This is a genomic window from Streptococcus cristatus, assembly GCF_003944225.1.
Taxonomy (GTDB): Bacteria; Bacillota; Bacilli; order Lactobacillales; family Streptococcaceae; genus Streptococcus; species Streptococcus cristatus_K.
This window is the reverse complement of record NZ_RJPN01000008.1, coordinates 50566-63860: the sequence shown is the minus strand read 5'-3', so window position 1 is coordinate 63860 and position 13295 is coordinate 50566. Positions and strand designations below refer to the sequence as shown.

Here is a 13295-nt window from a genome sequence, read left to right as displayed (position 1 = left end):
GTGGTATAATAAAAATCATGAAATGGAGGTCTGTATGAATTTAAGCGAAATCCGTGCCCAGGCACGAACCATCCGAAATCAAACCAACGGCATTTTCTCACTCTTTGCCATTCCAACTCTGGTAACCATTTTATCTACCTATCTGTCACCTAACCGTCATTTAGAGGAAATTGTCCCCCAGCTGGACATCAATCAAGCCTTTGTGGTGATTTTTGGCCGTCAAATTTTTCCACAAATCGTGGAATTTATCATCGCCCTGCTCTTTTTATCTGCTAGCTTCAGCATGATGGATGTCGTCCGGAAAAAACGCGATACAGTTGGCTTTACAGATATTGGCCGAATCTTTTCTGCTGAGCTTTTTTCGCCAATTTTTATCACACAACTGACCAAAAGCATCCTCCTCTTGCTGTGGAATTCTATCAGCCTTGTCGGTTCATTTTTCCTTATTTTCAGCAGTTACAAGGTGCTAGCTATTTATGGGAAAATATCCGATGTGTCCCAATTGACAGCTGCTAGTCCTGAAGTGGAGCAAATCGTCAGCTATGCGCCCATGATGTTTCTTGGCACTCTCATTGTCTTGGCTGGTACGGCAGTCTTCCTGATGGCCAACTATGCTTACTCTCAGACCGACTTCATCCTTTATGATCAGCTGAGTACTGGCACCTACCAAGGTCCTTGGCAAGTTCTTGTGCAAAGTAGACGCATGATGAAAGGCTATAAGTGGAAGCGTTTCTTGCTGGATCTGAGCTTTATCGGCTGGTATATCCTGATTGGTATCACACTGGGAATCGCTGGAGTCGTGGCCTATCCTTACATCACAACAGCTCGGGTGCTCTTTTATGAAAATTTAAAATCACTAAGTAAGTAAAATGAGAGTGGGACAGAAATCGGTCATTCGTTAGAATTCGATTTCGTCGTCCCACCTCCGCACAGTTGAGTAGGGCTGTAAAAGCTGATGAAATCAGCGTAGTAGAGCCCACTCAACCACTGCGTCTTGCTCGACATTCCAAAGACAATTGAGAGGCTAGGACTTTTGTCCAGCCTCATTTTTTCGTCTAGATTTAACGCAGTTGGACTTTCAGTACCAAGGGTAAGTCGGCTGCTACACTCGGCATGAAAAGACGCAAACCTTGAGGCGTTTGCTCCCATTCGAGCGGTTCCTCATAGCCTAGTAAGGATACCTCTTCTATGATACCATGAAAGCGAGAAGCGGGATTTTCTCTTCCGTCTGCCAAGGCCTGAATTGTCAGCCACTGATTTACTGCAGGCTCCATCAGAAAGGCATACACTGCTCCGCCCTTGGCCGTGAAACGGAAATCCTGGTTTGTATACGGGATGTTTTTTCCATCCGAAAATGGCCCACTATCTACTTGTGTCGGACCTTCTCCAAATTGCCTCCACGCGCGTGAATCATAGATCGCTTGACCATTCACTTGGAGCCAAGCCCCGATCTCTCTCAAGATTTCTTGATCTTTTTCTGGAATCGCCCCATCTCCTTTTGGCCCAATATTCAGCAGCAAATTCCCATTTTTGGACACGACATCAATCAAGGTCTGGATGATTTCTTTAGCTGACTTATAGTCAAGGTTCTCTGTGTAGCCCCAAGAATTTCGCGCAATAGCCGTATCCGTCTGCCAAGTGAAAGGCTGGATCTCTGCGAAACCACCGCGTTCCACTTCCACAATCCCCGCACCAAAAGCCAGCGCATCATGCTTGTAACAGATGCTAGTCGGCTTCCCAGAAGCCGCTCCTAAATTATAATAATAGGCCGCAAAAAGCTTTATATACTCTTTAAAAGCTGCATGCTGAATCCACCAGTCAAAATACAAAATCTCAGGCTGGTAATCTCGAACCAGCTCACAGGTACGCAGGAGCCAATCATCTAGAAACTCCTGACTCGGATAAGGCTGACCAAACAAATCATGGTGGTCGGGCTCTGGCATAGCCGGCCAGTAGAGTTCCTCGCGACTGACTTCGCTGGCAATGTCACTGGCAAACTCCTTTCCATGCGAAAAGAAAAAGTGATGCTCTGCCCGATGGGAGGAAGTACAAAAATGAACTTGCTCTCTTTGGGCTGCCTGACTCAATTCCCCCAAGATGTCACGTTTTGGCCCCATTTCTACACTATTAAAAGGAGAAAGCTGACTGGCATAAAGCTGGAAGCCGTCGTGATGCTCCGCCACTGGAAACATGTATTGGGCTCCCGCTTCTTTAAAGAGGCGCAACCATTCGTCCGCATGAAAATTTTCGGCAGTAAAGAGTGGGATAAAATCCTTGTAGCCGAAATCTTTGTGAGGCCCATAAGTTTTGATATGGTGGTCAAATTCTGCCGTACCTTGGATGTACATATTTCGAGAGTACCACTCGCTCCCAAAAGCAGGAAGGCTGTAAAGTCCCCAGTGGATAAAAATCCCAAACTTAGACCTTTTGAACCAGTGGGGAACGTGATAGGTCGCAAGAGAGTCCCAGTCTGGATAGAAAGGACCTTGGTTGGCAACTCTTTGAATTTCTTCTAAAGATATTTTCATTGCTATACCTCATTATTCGATTAAAACGCTTTCTTTTATTGTACCAATTTTTGCAGAAGAAAGAGGCATTTTACAAAAAAATAATCCAAAACAGCCTTATGAACAAACTTTTTCGATAAAGCAAAGAAAAAGGAACAGCAATTAATTCTGTTCCTTGTTTTTATATTGTCAGCATGACGAGTACCTTGGGAAGCTACTCGCACCGCGATTCTCATCATTCAATACATCAATTCGCTACGCGATAGTAGGGATGTTGGGATGCGTAAGTGAAATCTTGCCCCACTAAAATGCGTTCTTTCGGATTTTCACTTCCAGTATCATAAAGACGAGCTCCTTTAGGAATGGCTGTGAAGGAGGCCACTTCATTCCCTGATTTATGAGTTAAAAACGCTCCGAACTTCCCTTCATATACTTGACTATTTGTCAAAGTGTAGTCGCTTGATTCATTTCCTCTGTAAGTATGAGACACCAAGCCATTTGCATCAAAGACTAATTGATTGCCCAAATCGTCTTGCCAAGTACCAGTAATGCTAGAGAAATCACCATTTGCTAGAGCATTGACATCCATACCGGAAGTTGTTGGAGCCACTGGGGCAGCTGGAGTTGGTGACGTGTTCGAATCTGCTGAAGTCTTGTTGTCCACGGGCTTCTCAGCCTGGCTGGAAACACTCTGGTCGCTAGATGTCTGAGGAGTTGAAGAGGATGTCACGGAGTTAGAAGCAGAACTTTGCTTAGCTGATGGTTTGGTAGAAGACTTGCTAGAACTGCTAATTTTAGAGCTCTGAGAGGTAGAACTACTAGCCTCCGTGGAAGGTTTGGAACTACAGGCTGCGAGCAGGAAAGCAGAGCACAAGGCAGTGGCTGTCAATAAAATAAGTTTACTACGTTTCATAATAGAATCTCCTTGTCAGTTTATCATTAATTTGCTACTCGATAGTAGGGATGTTGTGCAGAAGAGATTGCATCACTTCCAAGCATGATTTGTTCTTTAGGCGCTGGAGCACCATTAAGTGGCAATGCTACGCCCACTGGAACAGCGAATAAAGGATCACTACTGCCTGCTCCATTATAACCAAAATCAGCTCTAAACTTATCTCCTTCTACATGACCATTATAAATAACGTTATGGTTCAATGTCTCACCATTATTACGTTGCAATGTTACTAATCCATTTGCATCAAAAACTAATTGGTTGCCCAAATCGTCTTGCCAAGTACCTGCAATGCTAGAGAAATCACCATTTGCTAGAGCATTGACATCTATACCGGAAGTTGTTGGAGTGTTTAAATCTGCTGAAGTCTTGTTGTCCACAGGTTTCTCAACTTGACTGGAAACACTCTGGTCGCTAGAAAGCTTAGTAGTAGAGGATGCTTTTGCTTCGTTGGAAGCAGAACTTTGCTTAGCTGATGGTTTGGTGGAGGACTCGCCTAAGCTACTAGTCTTAGATGTCTTAGAACTCTGAGAAGTAGAACTGCTAGCCTCCGTGGAAGGTTTAGAGCTGCAGGCTGCGAGCAGGAAAGCAGAGCACAAGGCAGTGACTGTCAATAAAATAAGTTTATTACGTTTCATAATAGAATCTCCTTGTCAGTTTATCATCAATTTGCTACACGATAGTAGGGATGTTGGCTTGCATAGGGGACATCTTACCCCACTAAAATATATCCTTTAAAGCTTTTTTGTAACAAAAGAAATATTTTGTAATCTAATTGTAATTATATGAAATAATTTTGTCAACATTTTGTGTGATATTTTTCTCAAAATTTATCTGCAATTTATGAAATACTTTTTTAATGCAAAAGCACAGGAGTTCCTCCTCCTGTGCTTCGTCTCAAATTTTCTCTAAATCATGAACGATCCGTTCAAAGGCTGCCTCCAAGGAATCTTCGTCCCTAAAGAACGATTCCTCTTCCCAGCATAAGAAATCTCGATCCTTCCACCAGCGCCTCATGTCGGCTGGGGTAAATTCTTCTTGCTTCGCTCTGGTCTGATGACGGCGGACCGTTTCTTCAAAAGTCAAATCATAGTAATAGGCTAGGGTCTGAGGACCAAACAAAGTCCGCAACCGCTCCAGCATGTGGTCATAAATATCTGTCTCGTAGAAACCTTCTACCAAGACCAGTAAATCATGTTCGTAACCAAAATGAGCTAAGCTTTCCGTCAAATCAATGGATAGGTTGCCCGGCTCTACTTTTTCCTTGAGCATGTCCCGTCTAACTGTATCCTGCGCAATCAAAAGAGTCCCTCGGCCATAGTGAGTCTGCAATTTTTTAGCTAAACTCGATTTGCCAGAGCCAGAATTGCCACGAATGATGACTAACTTGGCCATCTTATTCGCCTAGAATCAAGCGAGTATGCTCGCGTTTGATACAGCGATCCATGACGATATCTTCGCGACCGGCTGCCCGCAAAATTTGCTCAGCTTCTTCATTTTCCAAGCCCAACTGAGCCCAAAAAATCTTGGCATCTGATTCCAGAAAATCACGCGCCACATCTGGCAAAAACTCGCTACGACGGTAAACATCGACAATATCCACTGGGAAAGGAATATCTTTGAGACTGGCATAAACTGTCTCACCAAAAATCTGACTGCCCGCTGCCCGCGGATTGACAGGGATAATGCGATAGCCCCGTTCCTGCATCTCCTTGGACACACGGTTACTGGTCGTTTCCTCACGGTCAGACAGTCCGACAACAGCAATCACCTTGCTGTTTTCCAGATAGCGCTTGACAACGCCGTCACTGGGATTTTGAAAATGGTAAGTCATAATGCTCCTCCTGTTTTATAAATAATTTTTAACTTTTTTAACAATGATATCTTAGCTGAATACGGTACAAAAAAGATGCTTTTCCTCGCATTCCTTGAATGTTGTGTCAGCTTTCTATTTTCACTTTGTGTTTTACGCCCTTGATATCTTATTTCGCCTCGTACCAAGTTTGGCCGGCATTTTCATCAGCCACTAGTGGAACGGCCAGCTCAATCGCAGCCTCCATGGTTTCTTTGACTAGCTGGCGGACGGCTGTTAGCTCGTCAGCTGGCACTTCCAGTACGATTTCATCGTGAACCTGCAAGAGCATGCGAGACTTGAAATTCTTCTCTGCCAGAGCTCGGTCCAGATTAATCATAGCGACTTTGAGAATGTCTGCGGCAGAGCCTTGGATTGGGCTGTTAATGGCTGTGCGCTCCGCAAAATTTCGGATGTTAAAGTTGCGGGAATTGATATCCGGCAAGGAGCGACGGCGATGGTAAATGGTCTCTACATAGCCCTTATCACGCGCTTCGCGGACGATGGTTTCCATATAATTCTTGATACCAGGGAAGCGCTCAAAATAAGTCTCAATGTAGTCCTTGGCAGCCTTGCGGGAAATGCCTAGATTATTGGCTAGTCCAAAGTCGGAAATACCATAAACTACTCCGAAGTTGACAGCCTTGGCATTGCGGCGGTCATTAGGCGTCACATCCTCTGCCTTTTCAATACCAAAGACCCGCATGGCTGTGGCCGTGTGAATATCTTCTCCATGCTGAAAAGCAGCAATCAAATGCTCATCCTGCGAAATGTGAGCCAGCACCCGCAGCTCAATCTGGGAATAATCCGAGCTGAGAAGCACACTGTCTGCCCATTCCGGCACAAAGGCCTTGCGAATGAGGCGCCCCTGCTCCAAACGAACGGGGATATTCTGCAGGTTTGGGTCAACCGAGGACAGGCGGCCAGTCTGGGTCAAATCCTGAACATAGCGAGTGTGAATCTTACCGTCAGCCGCTATCGCCTCCTGCAGTCCGATGATATAAGTGGACTGGAGCTTGCTGATTTGACGGTATTCCAGAATCTTAGACACAATCGGTGCTATGGGTGCTAAACGCTCCAGCACATCCACCGCTGTCGAGTAGCCCGTCTTGGTCTTTTTGGTGTACTCCAGTGGCAACCCCATATCCTCAAAGAGAATGGTTCCCAGCTGTTTCGGCGAGTTGATATTAAACTCCTGACCAGCCAGATCATAAATCTCCTGGGTTAGACTTTCCAGCGTCTTTTCATTTTCTGCCTGCATACCCTGCAGGGTTTCCCGCTCAACCTTGATCCCCGCAATCTCCATCTTGGCTAGGACAAAGGCCAGCGGTTGCTCCATTTCAAGCAACAAATCCAGCTGATCGTGGGCGCGAAGCTGTTCTTGCATTGGCTCCTCCGTTTCCAGCAGTACTTGAACCTTACGAGCCAGATGCTCAAAGAGCTGCTCTTGCTCTGGCAGAGCGCGCTTGGCTCCCTTGCCATAAACCTCATCATCAGTCGGCAGAATTGTTTGGCCGTAGAGGCGAGCAATAGTCGCCAGCTCATTATCCTCGACCGTCGAAAGCAGATACTTGGCTAGGCGCGCATCAAAGGCTGCTGCTGGTAGCTCGATGCCATAATGACTGAGCAGTACCTTGGTCCGCTTGAGGTCGTATGTTTTCAAAGCTGTTTTTGTCAAAAACTCCTGAAAGAGAGGTTGCTGTAGTAAATCGCTGGAACCGACATAAATCTGACGGCTATCGCCCCAGGCAAGGCCGACAATCTCTTCCTTATGGTAGTTGTCACCCAAGATTTCAAAATAGAAGAATTGCTCTGGTACCAGCATATCTGCTGTGACCTCAGTCACTTTGGTAAATTCAATTGGTTTGACTTCTACCGGCTCCTGAGCCGTTCCTAGCTGAGCCTTGAGCTGCTTGAAGCCCATCTCGTCGTAGAACTTGCTCAGTGCCTCTATTTGCGGACCCTTATAAACCAAATCATCCAGTCCGATTTCAATCGGAGCTTGAGTATTGATAGTAGCTAGGGTTTTAGATAAAAAGGCCTTGTCCTTGTCATTGATCAGATTTTCCTTCATCTTGGAAGCCTTGAGCTGGTCAATATTTTCATAGAGATTTTCCAAAGAGCCATACTCCAAGAGGAGCTTGAGGCCAGTTTTCTCACCAATCTTGGTCACGCCGGGGATATTGTCCGACTGATCGCCCATCAGCGCCTTGAGGTCAATGAACTGCTCTGGCGTGATGCCCATCTTTTCCATGAGGTAGGCTGGGGTAAATTCCTCAAACTCAGCCACGCCTTTCTTGGAAATCTCCACCACGGTATTATCATCCGTCAGCTGAATCAAGTCTTTATCGCCGCTGACAATGGTCACATCGTAAGGCACAGCTGTCTTTTCAGCCATCTTGTCCAAGGTCCCGATAATGTCATCCGCCTCATACTGAGCCAAGTCATAGAAGTGAATGCCTAGGTGCTGCAGCATTTCACGGATAAAAGGCAACTGCTCACGAAATTCATCCGGTGTCTTGGCCCGACCAGCCTTATAGTCGGCGTACATCTCGGTCCGGAAGGTCGTCTTACCAGCATCAAAAGCTACCAGGACATGAGTTGGCTGCACACGCTCCAAGAGATGATTAAGCATAAGGTGGAAGCCATAAATGGCATTGGTATGCAGGCCCGATGGACTCTTGAAACGGTCAATTTGATTATAAAGCGCAAAAAAAGCGCGAAAAGCAACGGAAGAACCGTCGATTAATAATAACTTATTCTTTTTTTCCATAGGTTTATTATAACACGAAAGGCGGACAAAGATAGGAACAGCGGTGTGGAAAATTTAAAAGTGATTTTAATAATTCCTCTATGGTATAATAATAAAAACTAGGAGGTGAAGCATGTTCCCAATAACCATTCCAACTCTTGTGACTGAGGAAGTGTATCAACGATTTGCATGGTCTGTTTTCATACGTGGAAAAGGATTTTTACTAAATATTCTCATCTTTATAGGAGTCATGTCGCTCTATCTGACCTTTATACCTGAGCAACTGAAGCGATTCTCTGTGTTTACCGTGCTATTTGCATCTTTGATTACATTCTCAGCAATATACTTTGGCATGGACTTTCAGATAAAGAAAGCCTATCAAAAAACTCCTTACTGGAAGGATATGGAGCAAACTCTTATATTTGAGAAAGATAAATTTTCTGTAAAAAGCAAACGAGGAGAGTTTCTTTATACCTATGATGACATCGTCAAAGTTTTTCAAACAAAGGATGATTTTTATATCATGTTGGGGCCAAGTATCGGTTTCCCTATTGAAAAAAAGAACTGTACTCCCGAGGCTCTTGAGTTCTTGCTAGAACTTCACATTGAGCATATGTAAAAGAAAAGCAGGCTAGACTGACAGTAGATCAGTTCTGGTCTGCTTTTTATCTTGTAAATAATTGCTTGATATCCACCAACTTCTCTATTTTCTGATTGATTTCTGGTCGGTAGTCACAGAAGTTAATGCTCTGGATGCCACTGTTGACGGCGACATCCACGTCCAGCGTCCGGTCGCCGATATAGTAGGTTTCCTGCTTATCCAGACCATATTTTTCAACCAGATAATCGACACCCTCTGGGTGGGGCTTGCGCTCAAAGCCATTGGCCGTTGTGATGATTTCTGTAAAATAGTCATGAATGCCCAAGTCTTGCAAGATTTGATGGGCATTGAGTCCTTTGTGGGTATAGACGAACTGGGCAATGTCCTGCTCCTCAGCCCAGGCCAGAATCTCTGCTGCTCCTGCCATCAGATAGACCTGAGCATTCTTCTCCTTTAGGCTTGCTCCACGGAAGGTATTCATCTCGGCAGCGTCTAGGCCCTTCTCAGATGCCACTTCCTCCAAGAGCTTCTGGACAGAGTGCTTTAGGATATAGCTGTGAATACTGGCCCTATCAAAGTCCAGACCATAGTGAGCATAGGTTTCCTCAATTCCTGCCAAAATAGCATCATAGGAGTCCAGCAAGGTGCCGTCCAAATCCCAAATAAACGCTTTTGTCATGCAATTTCCCTCATTTTTCTGTCGTATAAAACCTTTAAAAATAGCCAGCGGAAGCCATTGTCCAAGAGAGTCCCAGCCCAGACTCCTGGCAGACCCAAGCCAAAGGTCACACCCAACAAATAGCCTGAGATGATGCGAATTAACCACATGCCAATAGTCGTGGCATAAAAGGGCAGTCTGGCATTGCCCAGACCCTGCCAAACCGCTGTGTAAATCACGGTTCCAGCTGCCATAGGAGTTCCCAGCAGGGAGAAGAGGATGACTGAAAGACTGGCTGTGATCGCTCCGCTATTGTCCGTATAGAGCAAGGTCAGCGGTCGACCATGGGCGAAAATACCTAAAGCCAAGGGCAGCATGCAAGCAAAAGACAGCCAGAAGGCCCGCTGACGAATCAGACCAACCGCTTGCATATCTCCCTCGCCAACCGCATGGGCTACCAGCATGACTGTTGCTGTCGCGACCCCGAAAGCCGGCATGTAGTTAAACTGAGTCAGGACTTCACCAATAGCATTCCCCGCTACTGCATCCGTCCCAAAGACGACCACAATGGCGATGATCACTACATCGCCCGCCCGCATCATGAGCCGCTCTCCAGCAGCCGGCAGAGACAGACGCAAGAGCTCGCCATCTAAACCCCAGCTCCAGCGGATCGTGGACAAATCCAGCTCCCGCCAGAGAATGAGCACACCGACCAAACGAGCCAGCACCGTCCCCAGCGCTACGCCGACAATACCAAGCCGAAAGACATAAATCCCCAGACCAGAAAAGAGGGCATTGAGGACATTGGTCAGAAGACTAACATACATGGGAAATCTGGGATTGCGCGTGACCCGCACTAAAGCTCCAAAGGAAGTCATCAAGCCTAGCAGGACAATGGTCCCACCAACCAGAGCCAGATAGAGACCACCTGCTTCAGCCACCGCTTTTTCCGTCCCCAGCAGATCCAGCATCTGCCTGCCAAAGAGCAGGGAAATCAGCCCCAATAGAAGGCTCAGAAGCAGCGTCAGCTTGATAGCCTCAGCTGTATGATAGGCCAAACGCTCCTTGTCTCCCTGAGCCAGAGTCTTGGAGATGAGACTGGAAACAGCAGCCCCCAGCGCGATAAAGATTGCCTGATAAATGGTAATGATGTTGCCGGCCACCGAGACACCGGAAATCGCAATCAGCCCAAGACTAGCCACCAGATAGCTGTCGACCATGCCCATGAGCATCTGCAAAAAGTTCTCCGCCATAGCCGGCAGAGCAATGTTCATGATTTTTTTATAACTCGTCATCCACAAAAATTCCTAATCCAATCAAACTACTGTCTATTATGTTCCTTCTGGAAGGCTTCCATTTCCCTGAACTGTTCTAGTTCTTTTTCGTTTCTTGGTTCAAAACCAAGAAACTTATATCTGAAAAAGTTCATGCGAGCAGTTGGCCCAAAGTCGCTTTTATTCCAAGGTGCATAGTCAAAGTCTACTGATAACTTATTATTTTCATCCAGATGAATGATACAAATATACCAATCTGACAAGTCATTTTCAACAAACACCTTTTCCAATTCTTCAGATTTTCTAAATAAAATCTTATTTTCGTTTAAAACTTCTACCATAGATAGACCAAAATCTTCTGGCATTTCAAGATGGTAATGATATTGATTTTATATTTGGAAAAGAAATAAGCCACTCAACTGGAATCATATCGTTGGCTTGATGCACAATTTCAATAATTTCTCATTCATTTGTTCTTCCATGTTATCCTCCAGTTAGGTTATGTTAATTTCAAGTTAAAACTGGGATTAGATGCCACTGTCTAGCTAAAGCCTTTCTTTACAATAATCCACGATAGATTCATTGATCCATTTACCCTTATTTTGGAAGCTCCCAAATTCACGCTTTGCGATCAAATCTTCTGCCATTTGTAGTGCCTCTGCATACTGCTCCCGGTGGATCATTAACAGCATTCCCATCAAGTCATGACGGGCAGGATTTTGGGAATTTTCAACTGCATAAGCGTAAAAATCTTCAAAAGTTGGGAAGCTATTTATAAGTTTTACAACTTCTTCATGCACTTCTGAGAGCACCTCAAAAACCTTGGATTCGACTTTTTCTAAATCAAGACCCTCCATTGTCCAGTCTTCTCTAACTACCTTATATGGTAATGACAAGTCATCAACTGTAAAGGTTCCTACTGCTCGAAGACTCATTGGTTCCTGCGAATTACTCGCCATATCAAAAACTTCCCAAAAAATATCGTCAAAAATATATGGCTTGATATAAGGGCTAATTTTCAAACGAAACTCATTACCTGGAAAGGCAATATCCATCATATATAACCAGATAGTCTCCTACTTTGTTGAAATATGCCCAATCTCGAGACTTTAACTGTAATTTTTTTGCTGCATTGCGCTGAACTTTTTTCAGTTCTTTTTTTAATTGTTTATCTATCTTTGAAAACTTGACCATTCAATCACCTCACCAATCTGGTCTGCTTACTTTTATATTGATATTCGCTGAGAGCGCGATACCACATTTCAAGCTCACTTCTTCAAAACTTAAAATGACCTTTGCTAATCATATGATTCTAGTATAACATAAATAGAATGAGAACTTCCTCTGCTAATAAGAAGGCCACCTCGAGGGTGGCGCTGAACTTATTTCTTTTCAACTTTTATCATTGCTAAAAAATCTGAGAAGGTATTTGCCAAGAAAAATACATTCTCTTCATCAGATGTTTCTGGAAGACCAAAATTACTGTCCCAAAAATAAATACCTCTATCCGCTCCTTCCAAAATATGAATAAACATACCTCCACCATATTCAACTGCAAAAATATAAGTAGACGATGGAAGTTCATCATTAAAGTCATGATTCCAGAAAACTAAATCAACATTCTTATCCTCATTTTTGCCTAAAAAGAAATTAATGACTAGCTCATCTGTCAAGCTAGGTGCCTGAATAAGCATATATTCATTCTCTACATGACCACCATTTGAAAAAGATAAAAATTCTTTATAATCTGATGGAAACTTCAAGTCTAACCTTTGTTCCAGTTCACTTATCTCAAAATTAGAAAGTCTACCAAAACATTTCAAATTATTTAACATCACAATCACTTACCTCGCCTACTACTAGACTAGATCGTTTCCAACGTCTTAGATATAACTATTTGCCATTATGTTCCTGCTGAAAGGCTTCCATGGCCTTGAACAACTCAAGTTCTTTTTCATTAGCTGGTTGCTTTCCGAGATATTTATATTCAAAGAAATCTACTCGAGAACTTGGTCCAAATTCACTTTCATTCCATGGTGTATAGTCAAAATCTAAAGAGGCTTTGTTATTTCATCCACCTTGATTGTAAAAACAGACCACTCTACCAGAATCATATCATTCACTTTATAAATAATCTCTGGCATTTTCTCATTAATCTGTTTTTCCATATGTTCCTCCGGTTTGAAAACTGACGAAATAAGTCCGATTATAAAATCGAATGCACTCCCCTATAAACATTAACTTTTCACTACTTGAACAATGTCCTTAAAATCATCTGAAAGAGCGCCAAATTGACTGTCAGAATATAGGAAGTAGGCTTCTAGACCTCTGTGGATAATCGCATTAACCGTTGGGTGAAATTCCTTATCCGTCGCATTGATGACAAACTGTGTCATTTCAAAGGCTAGCTCGGGAATATACTGAAGCTTTTCAATACCAATTCGAATCATCAGGGCTTGGACATTTTCTGGACTAATGGAATCCTTTTGTGCCTTTCCATTTAACATCCCAAAAATATAGGCTGCTGCCAACTGTCTGTCAAGATCGTCGGCCAAATCAATCGTGACCAAACTTAAAAATTTATCGACCATTTCAATGCTTTCATTGACGATAGTTTCGTTCATAACAAATCCTTTCTAGAATACCGATTGATTCCTTTGCAATATCCACAAGGAATGCAGCTTACTTGATAAAGCCTA

The 13295-nt window shown here is 43.9% G+C and carries 14 protein-coding genes and 2 pseudogenes; 2 read left to right on the top strand and 14 right to left on the bottom strand.

Features of this window, described 5'->3' with window-relative positions; genetic code table 11:
* Positions 1-34 precede the first annotated feature (34 nt).
* A complete protein-coding gene (locus tag D8797_RS08175; protein WP_125380139.1) occupies positions 35-868 on the top strand; it encodes a DUF975 family protein in 834 nt (277 codons plus the stop codon).
* Between the two features lie 193 nt (positions 869-1061).
* Here D8797_RS08175 and D8797_RS08165 read toward each other — a convergent pair whose 3' ends face one another.
* From D8797_RS08165 to polA, 6 genes are all read right to left on the bottom strand, one after another.
* On the bottom strand, positions 1062-2528 hold the full coding sequence (locus D8797_RS08165) for an alpha-L-fucosidase (protein WP_125380137.1): 1467 nt from the start codon (positions 2526-2528) through the stop codon (positions 1062-1064).
* A gap of 226 nt (positions 2529-2754) precedes the next feature.
* Complete coding sequence (locus D8797_RS08155) at positions 2755-3420, bottom strand: DUF6287 domain-containing protein (protein WP_125380134.1); 666 nt, start codon at positions 3418-3420, stop codon at positions 2755-2757.
* 26 nt (positions 3421-3446) lie between these two features.
* Positions 3447-4097: a DUF6287 domain-containing protein gene (locus D8797_RS08150; RefSeq protein ID WP_125380132.1), complete on the bottom strand. Its 651-nt coding sequence runs from the start codon at positions 4095-4097 to the stop codon at positions 3447-3449.
* A gap of 259 nt (positions 4098-4356) precedes the next feature.
* The gene (locus D8797_RS08145) at positions 4357-4854 is read right to left on the bottom strand and encodes a kinase (protein WP_125380129.1); all 498 of its coding nucleotides are present in this window, start codon (positions 4852-4854) and stop codon (positions 4357-4359) included.
* A gap of 1 nt (position 4855) precedes the next feature.
* Positions 4856-5293 (bottom strand): CoA-binding protein, encoded by a 438-nt coding sequence (locus D8797_RS08140; protein ID WP_125380126.1) that lies wholly within the window; start codon positions 5291-5293, stop codon positions 4856-4858.
* Between the two features lie 148 nt (positions 5294-5441).
* Complete coding sequence (gene polA / locus D8797_RS08135) at positions 5442-8084, bottom strand: DNA polymerase I (protein ID WP_125380124.1); 2643 nt, start codon at positions 8082-8084, stop codon at positions 5442-5444.
* Between the two features lie 112 nt (positions 8085-8196).
* Between polA and D8797_RS08130 the strand changes: the two genes are divergently transcribed.
* Positions 8197-8682: a YcxB family protein gene (locus tag D8797_RS08130; RefSeq protein ID WP_125380121.1), complete on the top strand. Its 486-nt coding sequence runs from the start codon at positions 8197-8199 to the stop codon at positions 8680-8682.
* 46 nt (positions 8683-8728) lie between these two features.
* Here the strand turns inward: D8797_RS08130 and D8797_RS08125 are convergent, their stop codons facing one another.
* From D8797_RS08125 to imm48, 8 genes and pseudogenes are all read right to left on the bottom strand, one after another.
* A complete protein-coding gene (locus D8797_RS08125) occupies positions 8729-9343 on the bottom strand; it encodes an HAD-IA family hydrolase (protein ID WP_125380119.1) in 615 nt (204 codons plus the stop codon).
* Positions 9340-10617: an MATE family efflux transporter gene (locus D8797_RS08120; protein WP_125380117.1), complete on the bottom strand. Its 1278-nt coding sequence runs from the start codon at positions 10615-10617 to the stop codon at positions 9340-9342. Before D8797_RS08120 ends, D8797_RS08125 begins: the two co-directional genes overlap by 4 nt.
* A gap of 26 nt (positions 10618-10643) precedes the next feature.
* Positions 10644-11078 (bottom strand): annotated as a pseudogene (locus D8797_RS08115) (immunity protein YezG family protein).
* A 63-nt stretch (positions 11079-11141) separates the two neighbouring features.
* Positions 11142-11654 (bottom strand): hypothetical protein, encoded by a 513-nt coding sequence (locus tag D8797_RS08110; RefSeq protein ID WP_260471224.1) that lies wholly within the window; start codon positions 11652-11654, stop codon positions 11142-11144.
* The gene (locus tag D8797_RS10445) at positions 11629-11790 is read right to left on the bottom strand and encodes a hypothetical protein (protein WP_260471223.1); all 162 of its coding nucleotides are present in this window, start codon (positions 11788-11790) and stop codon (positions 11629-11631) included. Before D8797_RS10445 ends, D8797_RS08110 begins: the two co-directional genes overlap by 26 nt.
* Positions 11791-11978: 188 nt before the next feature.
* Positions 11979-12431 carry an SMI1/KNR4 family protein gene (locus D8797_RS08105; protein ID WP_142999731.1) on the bottom strand — a complete coding sequence of 151 codons (453 nt, stop codon included), beginning with the start codon at positions 12429-12431 and terminating at the stop codon, positions 11979-11981.
* A 58-nt stretch (positions 12432-12489) separates the two neighbouring features.
* A pseudogene (locus D8797_RS10440) lies at positions 12490-12600 on the bottom strand (TIGR01741 family protein); the annotation flags it as partial.
* 233 nt (positions 12601-12833) lie between these two features.
* Positions 12834-13220, bottom strand: coding sequence for an Imm48 family immunity protein (imm48, locus tag D8797_RS08095; RefSeq protein ID WP_125380113.1), 387 nt, complete (start codon positions 13218-13220; stop codon positions 12834-12836).
* Positions 13221-13295 lie beyond the last annotated feature (75 nt).